The sequence below is a fragment of the Paenibacillus sp. FSL R5-0713 genome (genome assembly GCF_037973325.1).
GTDB lineage: Bacteria > Bacillota > Bacilli > Paenibacillales > Paenibacillaceae > Paenibacillus.
The window spans coordinates 240,821-262,788 of record NZ_CP150229.1; the positions used below are offsets into that span (position 1 = coordinate 240,821).

Annotated in this window: 14 protein-coding genes; all 14 read left to right on the plus strand. The window is 49.6% G+C overall.

Translation table 11 applies throughout. From position 1 onward, the window contains the following. The first annotated feature begins 16 nt into the window (after nucleotides 1–16). The 14 genes from MKZ12_RS01140 to MKZ12_RS01205 all read left to right on the plus strand — a co-directional run bounded on the left by MKZ12_RS01140 (nucleotide 17) and on the right by MKZ12_RS01205 (nucleotide 21,949). Complete coding sequence (locus MKZ12_RS01140; RefSeq protein WP_339258299.1) at nucleotides 17–1,498, plus strand: alpha-L-fucosidase; 1,482 nt, start codon at nucleotides 17–19, stop codon at nucleotides 1,496–1,498. Further along, the gene (locus MKZ12_RS01145) at nucleotides 1,479–3,260 is read left to right on the plus strand and encodes a glycoside hydrolase family 35 protein (RefSeq protein ID WP_339258301.1); all 1,782 of its coding nucleotides are present in this window, start codon (nucleotides 1,479–1,481) and stop codon (nucleotides 3,258–3,260) included. Before MKZ12_RS01140 ends, MKZ12_RS01145 begins: the two co-directional genes overlap by 20 nt. A 105-nt stretch (nucleotides 3,261–3,365) precedes the next feature. After that, nucleotides 3,366–4,232, plus strand: a complete 867-nt coding sequence (locus MKZ12_RS01150; protein WP_339258302.1) for a sugar phosphate isomerase/epimerase — start codon at nucleotides 3,366–3,368, stop codon at nucleotides 4,230–4,232. A gap of 253 nt (nucleotides 4,233–4,485) precedes the next feature. Continuing rightward, nucleotides 4,486–5,544 (plus strand): Gfo/Idh/MocA family oxidoreductase, encoded by a 1,059-nt coding sequence (locus MKZ12_RS01155; RefSeq protein ID WP_339258304.1) that lies wholly within the window; start codon nucleotides 4,486–4,488, stop codon nucleotides 5,542–5,544. Nucleotides 5,545–6,431: 887 nt separating this feature from the next. Next, on the plus strand, nucleotides 6,432–7,844 hold the full coding sequence (locus MKZ12_RS01160) for an alpha-L-fucosidase (protein WP_339258306.1): 1,413 nt from the start codon (nucleotides 6,432–6,434) through the stop codon (nucleotides 7,842–7,844). Between the two features lie 379 nt (nucleotides 7,845–8,223). Continuing rightward, on the plus strand, nucleotides 8,224–9,201 hold the full coding sequence (locus tag MKZ12_RS01165) for an ABC transporter permease subunit (protein WP_339239074.1): 978 nt from the start codon (nucleotides 8,224–8,226) through the stop codon (nucleotides 9,199–9,201). Nucleotides 9,202–9,216: 15 nt separating this feature from the next. After that, a complete protein-coding gene (locus MKZ12_RS01170; protein WP_339239075.1) occupies nucleotides 9,217–10,125 on the plus strand; it encodes a carbohydrate ABC transporter permease in 909 nt (302 codons plus the stop codon). Nucleotides 10,126–10,253: 128 nt separating this feature from the next. Further along, nucleotides 10,254–11,891 carry an ABC transporter substrate-binding protein gene (locus tag MKZ12_RS01175; RefSeq protein WP_339258308.1) on the plus strand — a complete coding sequence of 546 codons (1,638 nt, stop codon included), beginning with the start codon at nucleotides 10,254–10,256 and terminating at the stop codon, nucleotides 11,889–11,891. A gap of 178 nt (nucleotides 11,892–12,069) precedes the next feature. Beyond that, the gene (locus MKZ12_RS01180) at nucleotides 12,070–14,289 is read left to right on the plus strand and encodes a helix-turn-helix domain-containing protein (protein ID WP_339239077.1); all 2,220 of its coding nucleotides are present in this window, start codon (nucleotides 12,070–12,072) and stop codon (nucleotides 14,287–14,289) included. 50 nt (nucleotides 14,290–14,339) lie between these two features. After that, a complete protein-coding gene (locus MKZ12_RS01185) occupies nucleotides 14,340–16,652 on the plus strand; it encodes a glycoside hydrolase family 3 N-terminal domain-containing protein (protein WP_339258309.1) in 2,313 nt (770 codons plus the stop codon). Continuing rightward, nucleotides 16,649–19,756, plus strand: a complete 3,108-nt coding sequence (locus tag MKZ12_RS01190; RefSeq protein ID WP_339258311.1) for an alpha-mannosidase — start codon at nucleotides 16,649–16,651, stop codon at nucleotides 19,754–19,756. The genes MKZ12_RS01185 and MKZ12_RS01190 overlap by 4 nt, the downstream gene beginning before the upstream one ends. A gap of 17 nt (nucleotides 19,757–19,773) precedes the next feature. Continuing rightward, nucleotides 19,774–20,649 (plus strand): sugar phosphate isomerase/epimerase family protein, encoded by an 876-nt coding sequence (locus MKZ12_RS01195; RefSeq protein ID WP_339258312.1) that lies wholly within the window; start codon nucleotides 19,774–19,776, stop codon nucleotides 20,647–20,649. Nucleotides 20,650–20,661: 12 nt separating this feature from the next. Continuing rightward, nucleotides 20,662–21,534, plus strand: coding sequence for a sugar phosphate isomerase/epimerase (locus MKZ12_RS01200; protein ID WP_339258314.1), 873 nt, complete (start codon nucleotides 20,662–20,664; stop codon nucleotides 21,532–21,534). A gap of 187 nt (nucleotides 21,535–21,721) precedes the next feature. Next, on the plus strand, nucleotides 21,722–21,949 hold the full coding sequence (locus tag MKZ12_RS01205) for a hypothetical protein (protein ID WP_062837704.1): 228 nt from the start codon (nucleotides 21,722–21,724) through the stop codon (nucleotides 21,947–21,949). Nucleotides 21,950–21,968 lie beyond the last annotated feature (19 nt).

Genomic DNA, 21,968 nt, shown 5'->3' on the forward strand with positions numbered 1-21,968 from the left:
AAGGAGGGATAACACCATGAACCAGGATATGCAAGCAGCCGAATGGATCAAGTTCGCAGCAGAGGTCAGCCCATCCGAACGCCAGTTGAAATGGCAGGAGATGGAGTTTTACGCGTTTATTCATTTTACGGTAAATACATTCACGGATCGGGAATGGGGCACTGGGGAGGAAGAACCGTTGATCTTCAATCCTTCTGAACTAAGCGCAGCGCAATGGGTGCAGGCGTGCAAGGCTGCCGGGATGAAGGGGCTGATTTTGACGTGTAAGCATCATGATGGATTTTGTTTGTGGCCAAGCCAGTATACAGCGCATACGGTCGCGGCCAGTCCATGGAGGAACGGTGCGGGGGATTTGGTTCGGGAAGTCGCCGATGCCTGCCGTGAGGGCGGATTGAAGTTCGGCGTGTACCTGTCTCCTTGGGATCGGCATGAAGCCACTTATGGAGATTCCGAGAGGTATAACGAGTTTTTCCTCCATCAGTTACGTGAGCTGCTTACGAATTATGGCGATATCTTCTGTGTATGGTTCGATGGCGCGTGTGGTGAGGGTCCGAATGGCAAAAGGCAGGTCTATGACTGGGACGCCTATTATGCGCTTATTCGTGAACTTCAGCCCGATGCTGTCATCTCGGTATGTGGACCGGATGTTCGTTGGTGCGGCAATGAGGCGGGGCATACGCGGGAATCGGAATGGAGCGTTGTGCCCGCGCATATGCAGGATAATGAGAAGATTCAGGAGCAATCGCAGCAGGTGGATGATGGCGAGTTTGCCACAAGGATCAATACACAGGACCGTGATTTGGGAAGCCGAGAGGTCATTCGTTCCCAAGGTGAGCAATTGATCTGGTACCCTGCTGAGGTGAATACCTCGATTCGCCCGGGATGGTTCTATCATGCAAGTGAGGATGATCAGGTCAAAACATTGGAAGAACTGCTCGCCGTCTATTACGGCGCAGTGGGAGGCAATGCCACCTTTTTGCTCAATCTGCCACCGGATACGCGTGGTCTCATTCATGAACGGGATGTAGAGCGACTACAGGAATTGGGAGATTCGCTACGTACCATTTTTCAGGAAAATTTGGCCTTGCAGGCGCTGGTAAAAGCATCGGAGACGATGGATGAACAACATGCCGTATCAGAGGTGCTGACGGAACGACGGGATACGTATTGGTGTCCTCATGAAAGAACGGAGCAGGCTTGGATCGAGCTGGATTTGCAGGAGGAAACGACGTTTGACCGGGTGGTGCTGATGGAACATATCGAGACAGGCCAACGGATTGAGCGTTTTACACTGGAGTCACAGAGGGCAGATGGGGGTTGGGAGGCGTTCTACACGGGGACTGTGGTGGGGTATAAACGAATTTGCTGTTTCCCCCAGGTCACATTAAGAAGGATGCGATTAACCATTCATGAATCCAGATGGTATCCTACGTTGTCCGGGTTAGGCATATATCTGAGCGAGCAGGGAGGGATGCTAAATGGCGCTGCTAACGTATAAAGGTTCACAATTCATGTATGATGGCGAGCCCATTCGGATTTTGTCGGGTGCGATTCATTATTTTAGAGTGGTCCCCGAATATTGGGAGGATCGGCTACTCAAGTTGAAAGCCTGCGGCTTCAACACAGTAGAAACGTATGTGCCGTGGAATGTTCATGAGCCGCAGCCGGGGCAGTATTGTTTTGAAGGCATGGCTGATCTGGAACGTTTTATTCGTATTGCGGGAGATGTGGGTCTGCATGTGATTGTACGCCCAAGTCCTTATATATGTGCGGAGTGGGAGTTTGGCGGATTGCCTTCCTGGCTGCTTGCAGCTGATGATGTCCGTCTTCGGTGTAATGATGCAACATTTCTGGCAAATGTGGATCGTTATTATGATGTGCTTTTGCCCAAATTGAAACCCCTTCTTAGCACGCATGGTGGGCCGATCATCGCGATGCAAATTGAAAATGAGTACGGCAGTTTCGGCAATGACGCGAGTTATCTGCAATATTTACGGGATGGCATGGTAGAGCGGGGGATGGATGTGTTGTTATTTACCTCCGACGGACCGACAGACCCTATGTTGCAAGCAGGATCGGTGTCAGGGCATCTGGCTACAGTCAACTTTGGATCAGGGACGCAAGGAGCGTTCGCCAAGCTGCGTGAATATCAGGCAGAAGAACCTTTGATGTGCATGGAGTATTGGAACGGCTGGTTCGATCATTGGGGTGAGTCGCATCATACCCGGGAAGCCGCAGATGTAGCAGATGTATTTGAAGAGATGCTTCGGGCAGGTGCTTCGGTTAATTTTTATATGTTCCACGGGGGAACGAACTTTGGATTTTATAACGGAGCGAACTGTCAGCAGAAAGATCAATATGAACCCACCATTACAAGTTACGATTACGATTCACTGCTCAGTGAATCCGGGGAGCCAACAGCAAAATTTCATGCCGTACGTGATCTTATTGCTCGGTATAACGATGAAGATCTGGATGAGCTCGTGTTGCCTGAATCGAAGGGGGCATTCGCATATGGACGAGTGGAGTTGAACCAGCAGGCGTCATTACTGCCACAGTTGAACCGGTTATCAGCCCCGGTGCAACGCACGAATCCGGAACCGATGGAGAAGCTTGGTCAGGATTATGGCTTTATTTGTTATCAAACCCGAATATCCGGACCTAGGGAGCGACAAGAATTGGTGGTTCAGGAGGTGCGTGACCGTGCGCTTGTGTTTGTTGATGGGCAATTTCAGGGCGTGCTGGAACGGGGGAATACAGCAGTATCGATTTCGTTTGAAGTGCCGCCAGAGGGCGCAGATCTATTGATCCTTGTTGAAAATATGGGGCGAATCAACTATGGCCCGTATTTGAGAGATCCAAAGGGGATTACGGAGGGAGTGCGGCATGGCTTTCAATTTTTATTCGATTGGACAATTCATTGTCTGCCTTTAACCGACCTGTCGTGTCTAAAATTTAGCGAGAAATTTTCGGCAGGTGATGAAAAAGGAGAGAGAGCGGGGGGAGGGCCAGCCTTTTACCGGGGAAGTTTTCAAGTAACGGGTGCAAGAGATACTTTTCTGCGTCTGGATAACTGGACCAAAGGTGTTGTCTTTGTAAACGGATTCAATCTGGGTCGCTACTGGAATATAGGACCGCAAAAAACATTATACGTACCTGCCCCACTCCTTCGCGAAGGTGAGAATGAAATTACTGTATTTGAACTCCACGAGACGGCTGATCTGGCCGTTACGTTCGTGGATACACCGGATTTGGGCTAGGAAAAGGAAAATAGGTGAGCCATACGATTATTGGCAATTGTCGTGTCTGCCGGAAAAAGGTATACGTTGGGTATGGACAGCAACTACAGGAGAGGATGAGGAAAAATGAAAGTTGGACTCAGCACCTACAGTCTGCAACAAGCACTGGATCGTAAAGAATTAACCGTACCGGATGCCATTCGCTGGATCGCTGATCAGGGCGGGGAACATGTGGAGATTGTACCGATGGGATTCAGTCTGATCGAACATCCGGAGTTGATTGATGAGATTAAAGCTGTGGCAAACGAGGTCGGGATCGATATTTCCAATTATGCTATCGGCGCTAACTTTGCTGTACAGGAGGACGCCGAAGCATTAGAGCAAGAGATCCAGAATGTGATGCGACATGTGGATGTGGCTGCTGCATTGGGTGTAAAACTGATGCGGCATGACGTGGCTTTCCGTCCCTCACCGGAAGGAACCGTAGCACAGTTCGAGATCGACCTGCCTGTACTGGTGAAGGCTTGTCAGCGGATAGCCGATTATGCAGCGGATTTTGGGATTACAACAAGTGTGGAGAACCATGGGTACTATGTGCAGTCGAGTGAGCGAATTCAACGTTTGCTCCACGAAACGGCGCGGAATAACTTCAAAACCACCCTGGATGTCGGGAATTTCCTCTGTGTGGATGAAGATCCGGTGAGTGCGGTGAAAAATAATATTCCGTACGCGTCGATTGTGCATGCCAAAGACTTCTATTGGAGACCTTCCTACCGGAACCCCGGTGAAGGCTGGTTCCAAACCTCGCATGGCAATTACCTGCGCGGTGCCATTGTGGGCCATGGCGATATCAACATGCCTGAAGTTATCCGTGTGTTAAAACAATCCGGGTATGACGGATATATCTCGGTTGAATTTGAAGGCATGGAGGATTGCAAAACTGCCTCACGCATTGCCATGGATAACGTCCGCTGCCTATGGGAAGAGGCATAGGGCTGAGTATTTGTTTTAAATGAAATATGACTTGTTATGTAGGGCTCAAAAAGAAAGTTAATTCATTCAGAAAAAGTAGTGAAGGGGGCGAAATCGATTCTGAAGAAGCGAAGCGTGCGCCTTTATCCCCGGATTTCCCCTTTACAAAAAGGTGAGTGAAGAAATCTGGGGATAAGAGTGATCGGAAGAACGATTCGCAACCGGAACGTCTACTCTGCAGAACTTTAATTTTATTTATGGAGGAATCAACACTATGTCCAAATTGAAAGTCGCCGTCATCGGTGCCGGATCCATATCCGATTGCCACTTGCAAGCCTATGCCAGTAATCCTGACGTTGAGATATACGCTATCTGCGACCTGAATGCAGAACGTGCCGCAGAAGTCGCGAAGCAATATAATGCACCTCATGTGTTTACCGACTACATGGAACTGCTCGCAATGCCCGAGATTCATTCCGTTAGCATCTGTACATGGAACGACTCCCATGCCGAGATTAGCATTGCTGCGCTGGACGCAGGCAAAAACGTGTTATGTGAAAAACCACTCTGCCAGACGGTGGAGGATGCCCTCGAGGTAGAGAAGGCCGTTCATCGCAGTGGGAAGCTGCTGCAGGTTGGTTTTGTTCGCCGCTATAGTGACAATGCACAGATTCTGAAGAGGTTCATCGACGAGGGTGAACTGGGCGAGATCTATTATGCCAAAGCCTCAAGTCTGCGCCGTTTGGGTAATCCGGGTGGCTGGTTCTCCGATATCAACCGCTCCGGCGGCGGCCCGCTGATTGATATCGGGGTGCATGTAATCGACATTTGCTGGTATCTGATGGGCAGACCGAAGGTGAAATCCGTCTCCGCTAACGTGTCCAACCGATTGGGGAACCGCTCGAACATTAACAATCTGTCGTTCTACAAAGCGGCGGACTATGACGCGCAGCAGAATACTGTTGAGGATATGGCAAATGCCCTGATTCGTTTCGAGAATGGTGCGAGCCTGCTCGTGGATGTCAGCTTCACGCTCCATGCCAAAGCAGATGAGACCTCAGTCAAGCTATATGGTGACAAAGGCGGTGCCGAGCTGGAGCCGGAAATTTCGATTATCGGCGAGAAATTCAACACCATTTTAAACATGACCCCACAGGTGGATTTCAAATCATTCGACTTTATGGGCTCGTTCCGCAATGAAATCAACCATTTTATCGATAGTACACAGGGCCGCAAAGAAACACTTAGCCCAGTTGAGGATGGTGTCGAAGTAATGAAAATGCTCTGTGCCATCTACGAATCAGCCCGTCTGGGACGCGAAATTTCGTTGTAAATAGTGGTATTGTATCGCGTGGATGTGGGTGCTCCATGTAGCTACTTCACGTTGATACTTAATTACTCCCATGGCATTAAAGGTTATGAGCATTTCGCTCCCTTCTCAATGAAAAGCTCCACTCCGGGCGAGATTCGGAGTCGTCCTATCCGCTTGCATTTGGAGCAGAGAGCAGGGTAGGGAGCGAGTGCTAACGAATCTGATCCGTCTTATTTAAGGATATGGAGCGCGAGCAGAAACCTAAAGAACCTGAGACACGCTATATGAGAATAAACAGCAGTTTACAGCATTATTATCAGCTAATTTCGGGAAATAACGTGTCTGAAGTTCCTTACGATTTAAAAAGAGGATCAAAAGGCTGAATAAGGCGCCCTGAGTTCCTTAGAAAGTTTCCTGCGATTCGCGAAGGTGCCAGTTTATATTCCTCTGGAGGCAAGCGGAGAATGTGGGATTCATAGGAATTGAAGATGGCACCGCAATCGAAATAACAAAGTTACTACGCCCCATAATAGTTAAACATACCGTTTACGCCATAACGAAGAGTGCAGAACCAATCTGAAGAAGCGAAGAACTCATTCTTCTCCTCACGATTTTCCAGAGGAAAGAGGAGGAAGTAAGGGATTCATAGGAATTGAAGATGGCACCGCAATCGAAATAACAGAGTTACTACGCCCCATAATAGTTAAACGTAGCGTTTACGCCAAAACGGAGAGTGCAGAACCAATCTGAAGAAGCGGAGCGCTCGCCTTTATCCCCGGATTTTCCCTCTAGGAAAATAATCAAAAAATCTGGGGATAACAGCGATCGAAAGATGGTACTGCACTCGGAGTGACCAGGCGTAACATGCAAGGTTTATCTTTTATTCTAATCCGAGGAGATGAATCAGGATGAGCGAAACCAAAGAAACCGTACTGGAGCAGGAAGAGCAGATTGTTGAAGCCGGGGTGCACAATTTTAGCAAAGAGGAAGAGTGGATCAGACCGGAGGATCCGCTGCTGAATGAACGGCTGGAGTGGTTCAAGGACCAGAAGCTGGGGCTGATGATGCACTGGGGGCCGTATTCCCAGCTTGGTCTCGTCGAGTCCTGGGCGCTGAGTGACGAGGATGGCGATTGGTCGCGTGATGACATTGACTGGACGGATGACATGGAAGACTTTAAACGGGAATACTTCGATCTGAACAAAACCTTCAATCCGATTCGTTTCCAACCCGAGGAATGGGCACAGATGGCGGCAGATAACGGGTTCAAATACTTCCTGTTCACCACCAAGCACCATGACGGCTTCTGCATGTGGGATACCAAAACGACGGATTATCGGATTACGGGCAAGGATACCCCTTTTCATACCCATAAGTATGCGGACATCTGTCGAGCATTATTTGACGCTTTTCGGGCTAAAGGGCTGGGCATCTCAGCGTATTTCTCCAAAGCGGACTGGCATACCCCGTATTACTGGGCACCCGGTATGGAGCGTGGGCGCCATATGTGGCGCGGTCCCTCGTATGATCCCCATAAGTATCCATGGCTGTGGGAGCAATTCGTAGAGTTCACACATGAGCAGATCATGGAGCTACTGACGAATTACGGACGGATCGAGTGTCTGTGGCTGGATGCCGGCTGGGTGCGCGAAGGTCGCCATGGGCAGGATATCAGGCTTGGAGAAGTTGTGGAGCGGGCACGTCAGACCACACAACCGTGGCTCCTGTCCGCAGATCGCACCGTGGGTGGGCCGTATGAGAATATCGTTACCCCCGAGCAGACCATACCGGAACATCCGATGAACATTCCATGGGAGAGCTGTATTACCGTGGGCAACTCCTTTGCCTTCGGATTCGATGACCAGTACAAAACGGGAAGACAGCTGGCACATATTCTACTCGAAGTCGTGTCCAAGGGTGGTAACCTGGCGCTGAATGTAGGACCACAACCCGATGGGCGTCTGCCCAAAGGGGCAATTCGAGGCATCAAGGGCCTCGGTGAATGGCTGGGTACTCATGGAGAAGGGGTCTATGGAACCCGGATCTGCGGGCCATATTTTACGAAAGATTGGGCCTTCACACAGAAGGAAGAGATCAACACCGTATATGCCTTCCGTTTATACCGAAACGAACATGAGAGCGTACAACCACAGCTAGTCATTCCTTATCTGGAAAAGGTAGAGCGGGTCGAACTCATCGGTAGCGATGACGTACTTACGTATCAGCATACGGAAGACGGACTTCTCGTGGAACTTCCACAATCGGTTACAACCAGTGCATTACCCATCACACATACGTTCAGATTGATCACAAGCGCATAGAGATTGTTTCCGTGTGTTCCCCTTCTCGGTGCTGAATCGGTAACTTTTTGAACATGCATGCACAGAACGCCATGTCAATTCCGGGGGAGATCTAACCACCTCCGGGATTTTTTTATTCATACATAAGGAACATAATTTCCACCCAAAACAGCTCGTAATCGCTTGCTATACAAGGGTTTATGGAATAAAGAGAAGTCGGAGAAAATTGCAAATTGATAAAAGTTTACCGTGCGATGTACTATCAAATCAAGAAAGCGCTACCTGATATGAATGTTTACATCAATTATGTTTTACAAGGAAATAAGATCAGGAAAAAGGTTGTTTAAGGGATGTAAATGTAATGTATTATTACACTTGAGGTGTAGAAGGAGTGACGCAAATGAGTCGAGTTACGGAAAGCATACCCGCTAAGTTGGAACTCCAGCAGAGGAAACATGTGGAGCCCAAGCGGCAGCATCCATTCATCAAAAGCCTCAAGAAGCACTGGGAGCTCTACCTGCTCGTGCTGCCTCCCGTGTTGTATCTGTTGATCTTCAAGTACATCCCTATGGTGGGTGTCCAGATCGCCTTCAAGGACTTCAGTGTAGTCAAAGGAATCTGGGGAAGCCCCTGGGTTGGCTTCAAACACTTTGAAGCCTTCTTCCAGTCTCCAAACTTCTGGCTGTTGATCAAGAACACGATAGGCATCAGTTTCTATTCCTTAATTGCGGGTTTCCCCATTCCAATCCTGTTGGCGCTGGCGCTGAATGAGATTCGTACGGGTTACTTCAAGAAGACCGTGCAGATGGTCACCTACGCTCCGCATTTTATCTCCACCGTTGTCATGGTATCCATTATCATTCTGATGCTCTCCCCACATGTGGGCGTGGTAGACAAGCTGTTCACACTGCTCGGCTTCCCAATGACCAACTTCATGGGCATTCCGGAATACTTCAAATCAATCTACGTCTGGTCAGGTGTGTGGCAGGGCATGGGGTATTCATCCATCATATATATCGCAGCTCTTGCTGGTGTTGACCCATCCCTGTATGAAGCAGCGAAGATGGACGGCGCATCAAGACTTCGGAAAATCTGGCACATTGACCTTCCAACACTCGTTCCAGTCACCGTCATCATGCTGATTCTGAGTCTGGGCAGCATTATGGGCGTGGGCTTCGAGAAAATATACCTGATGCAGAATCCGCTCAACACAAGCGCTTCAGAGGTCATCTCCACGTATGTGTACAAGGTGGGTCTGATTGGTGCGAATTTCAGTTTCTCCTCGGCAGTAGGGTTATTCAACTCCATTATCAACCTGATTCTGCTGGTTATCGTCAACGGCATATCGCGCAAAGTATCCCAGAACAGCTTGTGGTAAAGGAGGAGCTTATTCATGTTCAACCTGATTAATCGGAACCGGATCAAGGACCCGCTCGGTGATCGCATTTTTATGACACTTAACTATATCTTTCTGTTTGCCATACTGCTAACGGTGTTTTATCCGCTCTTGTATATCATCAGTTCTTCGTTCAGCTCTTCACGGGCCGTCACATCCGGTCAGGTGTGGCTGTTCCCGGTCGATTTTAACATCAAGGCTTATATCTCCATATTCAAAAGCCAACAGCTGATGCTCGGTTTCTACAACACAATCATCTACACCGTGGTGGGCACGTTCATTAACGTGGCACTGACCGTCATGCTGGCGTATCCCTTGTCACGCAAGTCATTCTATGGACGAGGTGCCATTATCATTTTCATGATGATCACGATGTTCTTTGATGGCGGTCTGATTCCCACCTATCTCCTGATGAAGGACTTGCACCTGCTGGATACACGTTGGGCGATGTGGTTGCCCGGGGCGCTCGCGGTGTTCCAAGTCATTGTAGCAAGGACGTTCTTCCAATCTTCCATCCCGGAAGAGCTTGGAGAGGCCGCAGAGATGGATGGTTGCCGGGATATCCGGTATCTGATCAGCGTGGTTCTTCCTTTATCAAAGCCTATTCTGGCGGTCATGACACTCATGTATGCCGTAGGTCACTGGAATGCGTACTTTGATGCACTGATCTACCTGCGTTCTGAGAAATTGTTCCCTCTCCAGTACGTGCTGCGCAATCTGCTTATCCTGAACGCGGCTGATCCGGCGATGCTTGCCAATACCAGCCAACAGTTGCGGGATCAAGGGTTTGAGCAGGTGTTGAAATATGCACTGATCGTTGTCGCGAGTATCCCCATTCTGATCATGTATCCATTTGTACAGAAGCATTTTGTTAAAGGAGTCATGGTTGGTTCCCTCAAAGGTTAATCCTTGTGAGTTAAGCCCGGTTGCCTCTTGAAAGGAGGTGGAAGGAACACGCCGGCTTCCGGGAGTGATTGGATACGTGTGCACTACAACCAATGGTTTGCCGTTATGAACAAAAAGGAGGAGTCAGATTGAGAAAATCTTGGATTTCGATGTTGTTTCTGGTCTTTGCTTCGATGGCTTTGTTGTCCGCATGTAGTTCATCCGAGGAATCGGGTGGAAGTAGCGACGATAGCGGGGAGAGCGGCGGTCCTGTAACCATGACCTTCTTTGCTCCGCAAGGCAAAGCGTCCATGGAAGAGAATGAATTTACCCAATTTATCGAAGACAAGTTCGACGTTACCCTAAAATGGGATCTGGCCCCTACAGACGCCTTGCAGGATCGCAGACAATTGCTGCTGGCCAGTGGTGATTATCCGGAAGTGTTTCTTCACGGCAAGTTCACCACTTCAGACCTTCAAACCTATGGAAAACAGGGCGTGTTCCTTCCGCTACAAGATCTGATTAAGGAGTATGGTCCGAACCTGACCAAGATTATGGAAGAGAAGCCATATTTCAAAGAAGCCATTACAGCACCGGATGGCAACATCTATGCACTGCCGATCTTCAATGAATGTTACCACTGTACGTATGCACAGAAATACTGGATCAACACAGAGTGGCTCGATAATCTGGGTCTGAAAATGCCAACAACAACCGATGAACTGTATACCGTTCTGAAGGCGTTTAAGACACAGGATCCCAACGGTAACGGGAAAGCGGACGAGATTCCACTTACGGGTGCACCGAACAAGTATGTATGGAATGGCAACATTGATGCCTATCTGATGAATAGTTTCATATACAATGACAACGACAAATACCTGATCGTGAACGATGGCAAGGTGAGTTTTGCCGCCAATCAGGAAGGATGGAAGAAAGGGCTGGAGTACATGAACAAGCTGTATGCAGATGGCCTGATTGATCCAGCTTCCTTCACGCAGAACGATCAGGCGATTGGACAACTGGGCAACAAAGAAGGCGATGAGGTGGTCGGCTCCATTACAACGGCGCTGGTCAGCTATCTCGTAAATACCTATGACAAAGACATCACTCGTCACCAGCACTGGGATATTGTCCCTCCATTAAAAGGGCCGGATGGCGTGCAGACAACAGGCGCCACGCAGAGCGTCGGTGAGTTTGAGTTTGCCATTACCAACAAAGCGACAGAAGCACAGCAGATTGCCGCTATCAAAATTGTGGACTACATGTTCAGTGAAGAAGGTGCACTATACGCGGAGTATGGACCAACCGAAGGCAAGGGCTGGAAAAAGGCAGATGCCGATGAGAAAAACATCAATGGCGAGCCTGCCAAATACAGTTACTACAACCTGCCTGAACGTGATCCAAACGTTGTTGTGAATGAGAGCTGGTCACAGATCGGAGCGCATGACTTGTCCAACACATTCCGTAATCTGTTTGCCGAAGGGCAGAACCCTTTGGAAGCAGAGGGTTATGGTACACGTCTAGCTCAAGCTACCAATGTGTATGAACCCTATGCACCAAAAGAAGTATATCCTGCGAACGTGTTTATCCGTCCAGAGGATACGGAATCAGCTGCACAATTGACTACGGCCATCAAGGATTATGTGCAGACGAATATGGCACAGTTCATTATCGGTAGCAAGAGCATTGATAAGGAATGGGATGCATATGTCAAAGGTTTCGATGGTCTTGGGCTGAGTAATTACCTTGAGATCTACCAGCGCGCCATTGAGAAGAATCAATAATTGTTGAAGGATTCCATATAGAGGCTGTCCCGTCTGTCACCCGTGACCGGGACAGTCTTCTCCTATGACAACCCCACGTCATCCGATATAATGTACTGAATATTTATGGGAAATTAGCGATCAGCACAAATGATTGTCGTCATTCAGCATGAACAGTAATGGTGGGGGGATCTCGGAGATGAACAACAATTGGTTTAGACGTTTGCTGTTATCGTATCTGCCTGTTTTCTTTATTGTGACGACCATTCTATTCTTTATTTTTTTCCAGGTCTTCAATGAACAGAACCGTAGAGAAGCGCTTAAGGCCAATGAATTCCTGGCCTCACAGGTCACACAATATCTGGACAACTCTTTGCGCTCCATTGATTTTAAGGTACTGCGTGAGATTTTGACCAACCCTAACTTGAAGAATTATTTCTCGGTATCTGGCAGCGATGATGTGTATGCCGGCATTCAGGCGGTCCAGGTGGTTGATGAATTGAAAATAGAGTATCCGCTGATTGATTCGATATATCTCGTTCGATATGGAGATGGCACGGTCTTCAGTAACGGGAAGGCTGTTCCGATTGAAGAGTTCCCGGATGCAGACTTTATTGCAGATAGCCGGACGAGGGATGAACAAAAGTGGGCAGGGGCACGAGCATTCCGGGCTTTCCCTTCACAAGCAACGGAGCAGGTAATTACAATTGTGCGAAGTGTAGGGAACGGCAAAGGACTTGTAGTCACCAACGTAGATCTGAGTACCCTGAGGAAGTCCATCATGCAGATGTATGATCCGGAATTTACGTTTGTGAACATCTTCAACCGTTCGGGCGGCAATCTTTGGGATAGCAGCAGACCAGAAGGGATTACAGCTTCCACTAAAACCACGTCGGGAGAAGTCTTTTCTGAATTTACGTCGAGTTATAGCGGCTGGAAGGTGCAGACGGGACTCAATAACGGCAAAATCGTCAAATGGGCTCTGCAATTTTATAATATCTGGTTTGCCTTTGCTGTAGTGGTTGTGTTGATTGGCGTGGTGTGGGTGATCTATGTGACCCGCAGAAACTACAAGCCGATTCAGCAGATTGTCACGTTAATTCAGACCGTCTCTTCGCAGAAGCAATCCGGACTGAACTATGGCAAAGAGAATGAGTTCCGCTTCATCCATACCACGCTGGAACGCATGATTGATCAGACGAGACAATATCAGGAGGAGCATGAAGAGAATCTGATTTTGCAGAAAAGGATGTTCTTTCAGGAGTTGCTGGAAGGCACACGAGACTTTACGAGCACGGAACTGACAGCAGAGATGAAGAAGTTCAAACTGCCTGAGCTGGAGCATCGTTGGGCCGTCATGGTAATTGAAATGGATCGGTATGATGCATTTGCGACGGAGTATCATCATCAGGACCAATCCCTCCTGAAATTTGTGTTGTCCAGTATTCTGCAAGAGAGTGCACGCCATGAAGGAACGGAAGTATGGGCTGAATGGATCTCCGATCAGCGTCTGTACGCCATCCTCTGGATGCCGGATATGGAACAGGCCGAGGAGATGGAGCATCGATTGCTGGCTGGTTATCTGGATAGAATCGATCAGTATCTCAACTTCACCGTAACCATTGGGGTGGGTCGAGTTGCTGTCGATATTCGGGGATTGAGAGCTTCATTGAAAGAAGCTGTGCACGCGCTGGAGTACAAGGCTGTACTGGGGATAAATCGCATCATTCCGTGTAGCGATGTGCCGAATTCGACCAATGATGTGTATGAGTTCCTGAAAACCATCTCACTGCTGGTACAGGCAATGCGTTTATCGGACGATGTCTGGGAAAAGCATTTTGAAAGACTGTTTGAACAAATCAGTGAGTCCGTCTTGTCCCGCCAGGAGATTATGAATACGATCCAATTGTTATTTCAACATTACAATCGGGAGTTCGCCGAACTTCCACGGGAGTACCAGGATTCGTGGGCCGCTATATTCACCCCGCTTCTCCCAAGGCTTGAGGGCTGGGAGACGTTAGACGATTTGCGTGAGCTGTGCTGGGAAGGGTTCCGGGAACTGGCCCTACAGATGAAGACGCTGCAATGTTCGCGTAAACACAGATCTCATATTCTAGAGATTCGCAAATACATCGAAGAACATTACAATAATCCCGATCTGTCGCTGAACTACCTTAGTGATCGATTCGATATTAATCCGAAGTATCTGAGCAAGCTTTTCAAGGATGAGATTGGGGAGAAGTTCGTGGATCTGCTCATTAGTCATCGCATCGAAAAAGCCAAATTGCTCATGCAGGAGACCGATAAGGCTATTCAGGAAATCAGTGAAGAAGTGGGATATACCAACTATAATTCCTTCAATCGGGCTTTCAAAAACGTGGTGGGTGTAGCGCCAAGTGACTACCGTAAGGCCATGTGATGTAAGTGCACGAGCCTAACTAATTCCGAACGCATAAGGAGAATGTGCATATGGACTACAAAGATGCTTCGCTTCCCATTCAGGAGCGGGTTCAGGATCTGATCGGACGGATGACAACGGCAGAGAAGATTGGACAACTCATACAGCCGATGGGCTGGAAGACGTATGTGAAGGCAGCAGATGGCACAGTACAGGTCACGGAAGAGTTCGAAGCGGACATGGAACAGGGCGGAGTCGGTTCTCTGTATGGTGTGCTTCGGGCCGATCCATGGACTGAAGTAACGCTGGAGACAGGTCTGACACCACGACAAGGAGCCGTTGCCACGAATGTCATCCAGCAGTATGCCTTGGAGCATTCCCGACTGGGCATTCCCATTCTGTTCGGGGAAGAGTGCTCCCACGGTCATATGGCGATTGGGGCGACTGTATTTCCGGTGCCTTTAACCGTGGGCAGCACGTGGAATATGGAATTATACCGTAAGATGTGTGAAGCCATCGCTGTGGAGACCCGGAGCCAGGGGGGAGCGGCAACGTATTCCCCGGTGCTTGATGTCGTGCGTGACCCGAGATGGGGACGGACGGAGGAATGTTTTGCCGAAGATCCCTATTTAATCGGTGAATTTGCTGTAGAAGCCATGAAGGGACTACAGGGTGACCGCCTCGATTCCAACCAGACGATTGTAGCTACACTCAAGCATTTTGCGGCTTATGGCAGTTCAGAGGGTGGGCGCAATGCGGCACCAGTGCATATGGGATTACGTGAATTGCATGAAATAGATCTGTTGCCGTTCAAAAAGGCAGTGGAAGCCGGGGCTTGCTCCGTGATGACCGCTTATAATGAGATTGATGGCGTACCGTGCACGTCCAGTACGTATCTGCTAAATGACCTGCTGCGCGAAGAGTGGGGATTTGATGGATTCGTCATTACTGATTTTGGCGCCATTCAGATGCTGGTCCATGGACATAACACCGCCGAGAACGGGGAGCAGGCCGTAGCGCAGTCCCTTCAGGCAGGTGTGGACATGGAGATGTCCGGTTACATGTACCGCAAACATCTCGGTCAGGCGCTGGAGCAGGGACTGATCGAAGAGAAAGATCTGGACTTGGCTGTGTGGCGGGTGCTGGAGATGAAATTCAGACTCGGGTTATTTGAACAGCCTTTTGTAGATCCTGACTTTGCAGAACGGGTCATCGGATGTGAAGATCATGTGCGGCTGGCGAGGGAAGTTGCGCAAGAGGGGATTATTTTACTGAAAAATGAAGGGGCGACATTGCCACTCTCCAAAACTGGCACGAAGCTGGCTGTCATTGGTCCGAATGCGAACCATATCTATAACCAGCTTGGGGACTACACCTCGCCACAGCCGAGAGAACAGATCGTCACCGTACTGGATGGCATTACGCGCAAGCTTGGCGCGAATTCAGGTCAGGTATTGTACGCACCAGGTTGCCGGATTAAAGGCGATTCCAGAGAGGGCTTTGCACAAGCGCTCGCCTGTGCGGAACAGGCCGATGTCATCGTGATGGTGATGGGTGGTTCCAGCGCCCGCGATTTTGGTGAAGGCACGATCGACTTGCGGACAGGAGCGTCTGTGGTAACGGATGACCCATGGAATGATATGGAGTGCGGCGAGGGCATTGACCGGGCTTCCCTGAATCTCATGGGTGTTCAATTGGAGCTGGTGCAGGAGGTACATAAGCTGGGTAAACCGGTTATCGTGGTGTATATCAACGGTCGTCCCATTGCTGAACCTTGGATTGATGAGCATGTTCAGGCCATTGTGGAAGCATGGTACCCAGGGCAGGAAGGTGGTAACGCGATCGCAGATATTCTGTTTGGCAATGTGAATCCATCTGGCCGTCTTACGGTTTCCATTCCCAAGCATGTTGGGCAGCTCCCGGTTTATTATCATGCCAAACGCACGCGTGGCAAGCGGTATCTGGAGATGGATCTTGCGCCGCAGTATCCGTTCGGATATGGACTGAGCTACACCGAATTCACATATGAGCATGTACGGGTAGTACCGGAAGTGATCGGGCCAGAAGATGAAGCGCAAGTGATGGTTGAAGTCACAAATACCGGAATGGCTGCGGGAAGTGAGGTTGTACAGTTGTATATCACGGATGTGTCGGCTTCAGTCACCCGGGCTGAAATGTCATTGAAGGGTTTTCGTAAAATCCATCTGGAGCCAGGAGAGACCCGGACCGTTACATTCCCTGTACAAAAAGAACATCTCGCACTGATCGACTCCCGTCTCCAGTCTGTTGTGGAACCAGGTGAATTCAGACTCATGGTTGGCCGCAATTCTGCTGACTGGACCGCTTGCAGTCTGCACATTCAGAAGGTGGGGGTGGAGGTATGATTCGAATTCAACGATTCATTGAGGATATGAACCGGTCGCAGTGGCTGGATACGATCGAGCTTCCAACGTGGGAGATGCAGAAGGCCAGATACATTCGGCCAGGGGAATACGAGTATGAGCAGGCGGACAAGGCAATGCAGAGCTTGAATCCGCTGAACAGCGTACACGGAACGACGTATTTTCTGAGTAAATATGTGGAGATTCCAGACAGTTGGCAGGATCAAGCCATTGGGTTGATTTTTGAGACTGGAGGAGAAGGGCTGCTGAAGGTGAATGGCTTGCCTTATCACGGACTGGATCGGAATCACGGATTCGTACCTCTTCCGAGAAGTCGAGTAGGCAATACGCCGCAGTTGGAGATTGAACTCTACGACCCGATCCCGGAGCCACATGATCCACTCAATCGACAAGCCGTGATTCAACCGCCTATTCAGGGCATTCGCACAGCCCTGGTTCATATCAATCAGCCCTTGCAGAGCCTGATGTACAGCGTGACGGTACTCGCCGAGTCGCTCCGGGCATATAACGAGAAGGAGCCCAAGCGGATGGCACTTGTTCAGGCCATTCACCAGGTGATGGATGAGATGTACAATAATCCGGACCGCTGGACGGATGCGGCATGGATACAGAATTTTGAACATGGACTGGTACAGTCAGTGCAGCAGGAAGACCCGGAGGAGTATCGAAGTGGCTTCATGCATCTGGTTGGACAATCCCACATTGATATTGCCTGGCTGTGGCCTGTACGAGAGACGGTTCGCAAGTCCAGTCGCACGTTCTCGACCATGTGTACCTTGATGGACACGTATCCGGATTTTGTGTATTCCCAGAGCCAGCCGCAGCTGTATGCCTTCGTCAAGGAGCATTACCCGGAGCTGTACGAGCGAGTTAAAGCACGCATTGCTGAAGGTCGCTGGGAGTTGGTCGGGGGCATGTGGGTGGAGCCGGATCTGAACATTCCGAGTGGGGAGTCGCTCGTCCGGCAGATTCTGTATGGACAGAACTTCTACCAGGCGGAGTTTGGCAGACGCTCCAACATCGAGTGGCTGCCCGATACCTTTGGCTACTGTGCTTCCTTGCCGCAGATGTTAAAGCTTGCGAATATTCCTTATTTTATGACGACCAAGCTGAATTGGAATGACACCAACGCGTTTCCTTATGACCTCTTCGACTGGGTAGGCATTGATGGAACTTCAGTGCTGGCCTATCTGAATCATGGTGTGAATGAGCATACGCGGCCCAAAGATGTGGATGAACATTGGCAATCGTACAAACAGAAGGATGTGCATCCTGAGCAGATGTTGCTCTACGGACATGGCGATGGTGGCGGCGGTGTGACGAATGAGATGGTGGAGTTTGCGGAGCGATCCCATTTGATGGTCGGGCAGCCAATCAGCAAATTCAGCACGGCAGGTGCTTTTTTCGAAGACATATCGTCCAATAATCCAACGTTGCCAAAGTGGCACGGGGACTTGTACCTGGAGTTACACCGGGGAACCTATACGACCCATGCGAGGAACAAACGTAGCAACCGAAAGGCAGAGGTATTGTACCGGGAAGCGGAGATCTGGGGGCAATTTGCCGGAGCTTGCGCTGCACACACGAAGAATGATCTGGATGAAGGCTGGAAGCTGATCATGCTCAACCAATTCCATGACATTATTCCGGGAACATCGATTCCTGAAGTATATGTAACGTCTACCGAGGAGTACACGAAAGTATTTACATTAGGTACATCCGCCTTGCGGGAAACGCTGGATATCCTTGCGGAGAACATTGCAACCGATGAAGTTGAGGGTCTTCCCTACATTATATTCAACAGCCTCGGTTGGGAACGTGGAGAAAATATCACCATTACAGGCGATGCACACCTCGCCGGGATGGCTGCATTCGATCGTCAAGGAAACCGTCTGGCCAGTGATCTGGAGCAAAAAGAAGACAAGTATACGCTGCTTGTGCATGTTCCATCGATTCCTGCTTTTGGGTATACAACCATATGGCTGCGCGAGGCACCGGATGTTATCCTTCCAGGAAGGGAAGAAGAACCCTTCCCTTCCACATGGGAAACTGAATTTTACACGCTTGAGTTCAATGACTTGGGAGAGATCACCCGATGGTATGACAAAGCGGTAGGACGCGACTGGCTGAAGCCCGGTGATCGGGCGAATGAGTGGCAGTTTTTCCATGACAAACCGACGTACTGGGATGCCTGGGATATCGATCCGCGGTTTGAATCCCAGCGGGCAGGTGCGGTGCAGTTAGTCTCCAGAGAGGTTGTACAGCGTGGAGCTACGCGAGATGTGCTGCGTTATGTGTGGAAGCTGAATCAATCGGAGATCAGCCAGGATATCATTTTGCATCACCACCAGCGGCGTGTTGATTTCCATACGAAAGTGAACTGGAATGAGAGCCATAAGCTGCTCAAGGTGGCATTTCCGGTGGATCTGGTGGCAGCGAAAGCAGCCTATGAAATCCCGTTTGGGGCGTTGGAGCGTCCAACCCATAACAACACCAGTTGGGAGCAGGCGCAGTTCGAGGTCTGCGGGCATCGCTGGGCGGATATCTCAGAAGGCAATAGTGGTGTCAGTTTGCTGAATGATTGCAAGTATGGATACGACATCAAGGATCGGACGATTCGCCTGTCCCTGCTTCGTGCCCCGAAATGGCCGGATGAACATGCTGATCAGGGCAACCATGAATTCACATATTCATTCCTGCCACATCAGGGGGATTGGCGACAAGCTGCTGTCGTTCGCCGCGCAATGGAGCTTAATCATCCGGTGGAAGTTGTTGCAGTGAGTCCGTCTTCGGGTCACTTGCCGTCTGAACACGCTTGGGTTCAGTTCCATAGTGAGCATGTCATTCTGGATGCAATCAAACCCGCGGAAGATGGCTCGGGAACGGTGCTGCGTTTCTACGAATCTTCAGGAGGTCGGGAAACGGTACATGTCGAATGGGTTAAAAGGGAAATTAAGGCGTCTGTCATTAATCTGCTGGAGGATGAGATCCATCCGTTGGCTTGTCCGAACGGCACATTCGAACTGACATTTAAACCGTATGAAATTAAGTCAGTGAAACTTGTTCCAGTGAATCCAAATACGTAATCTTCAGGAGGTATGACATGAAATTAACGAATAAGATCGGTGTCATCGTGGATAGCTTTGGCGTAGGTGTACGGGAAGGGTTGAACAAGGCGAAGGACGTAGGTGCAGAAGGTGTGCAGATATACGCCGTCAAGGGAGAGATGGACCCTGAAAATTTGTCACCTGCGGCGCGCAGGGAGCTGAAGAGTTACATCGATTCATTGGGCCTCGAAATTTCAGCCCTGGTTGGTGACCTTGGCGGACATGGTTTTCAGGTCAAGGAAGATAATCCGTGGAAAGTGGAAAAATCGAAGCGGATCGTGGATCTGGCCCTTGATCTGGGCACCAACATCGTCACGACACATATCGGCATTGTTCCACATGACCCTTCATCGGAAGTCTACGCTACGCTGCATGCTTCTTGTGAGGAACTGGGTCAGTACGCCAAAAGTGTTGGCGCTTATTTTGCCATTGAGACAGGTCCGGAAACGGCAGCTGACTTGAAAGGGTTCCTGGATACACTGTCGACCAACGGGGTATCGGTGAATTTTGACCCGGCAAATATGGTGATGGTGACTGGAGATGATCCGGCGCAGGGCGTTCGTCTGCTTAAGGATTACATCGTACATACCCATGTGAAGGATGGTGTGCGGTTGAAGGAAGTCGACCCACGAGACGTATACGGAGCGGTCGGTTATGCGCCTATGGATCACGATAAGATCGCTGAGATGGTCTCATCCGGGACGTTCTTCCGTGAAGTGCCACTGGGCGAAGGTGGTGTTGATTTTGACGGATACTTTGCAGTGCTTCAGGAGATTGGTTACACCGGTTATCTGACGATTGAGCGTGAGGTAGGCAATCAACCGGAGGAGGATATTCGCAAGGCGGTTCGATTCATTCAACAATATCGATAGGGAGCTGAGCAGATGAAAGTGGGCCTGAGCACGTACAGTTTGTTGAACGATTTGAATTCCGGTGAGATGACGGTGCTGGATGTGATTGACTGGATTGCGGCAAACGGCGGAGAGCATATGGAGATGGTACCTTACGGTTACACCGTGGAGGACAATCAAGATCTGGCGGATACGATTCGGGAACGGGCAGCGTCTGCAGGTATTGAACTGTCCAACTATTCGATGCCAGCCAATTTCGTTCAGGAGACGGAAGAGGCGTTTGAAGAAGAGATGGCCCGTGTCAAAAGGCATGTGGATGTCGTACACCGGATGGGTGTCAAACATATGCGTCATGACGTCACGGCGTTTACTCTGCCAAAGGAGAAGATGACCATCGCCTGGTTCGAGGAGCATCTGCCTCTGATGGTACGGGGAAGCCAGATCATTGCGGACTATGCAGCGCAGTTTGGGATCACCACAACCATTGAGAACCATGGCTTCAGTGTGCAGGCGAGTGACCGGGTGCAGCGTGTACTGCATGCGGTGGATCGTCCCAACTTCAAGACAACACTCGATATTGGCAACTTCATGTGTGTGGATGAGAACCCGATCATTGGCGTCATGAAAAATCTGCCGTACGCTTCTCTGGTTCATTTCAAAGATTTCTACTTCCGTCCTTATGATGAGCATCCGGGTGAAGGGGAATGGTTCACGACAGCTTACGGTAACTTCCTGCGAGGGGCGATCGTTGGGCAAGGGGATATTCCGATCCGCAAAATTGTAAAGCTGATCAAAGACTCCGGTTATGATGGCCACATTACGGTGGAGTTCGAGGGCATGGAGGAATGCAAATCTGCATCCAAAATTGCCATGGACAACCTGCGTCGCTTCTGGGAAGAGGCGTAACGAACATTATGGAGAGCAATCAAGGGCCGCGTCCAGACGTGGCTCTTTTTCTCATACTACAGCAAGTGAAAAAGCCTATCAGAATATGGTTCTGCGCAAGGATTAAGTTACGAGCATCCCAAGTGTGGTATACTGAATATATTCAGCCTGATAATAACTGGCTATGGATAGGAGAGGTCACTGATCTATGCAGGTATTCGAGGACTGGAATCAGAAGGTAAAGAAGACGTTTAATGCTACGAACCCAGAGGTAGTATTGACGGTATCGGAAGCTGGAAGTTTGCTTGGATTGACCAAAGACCAGATGAAACTGTACGTGGACAAGAACAAACTTACGAAGGTCCCGATCATGAGAAGTGTTCACCGATACCTCTTATTGAAAAGTGAAATAGATAACATCGTTCAAGCACGATAACTTCATAGGATTGAACACA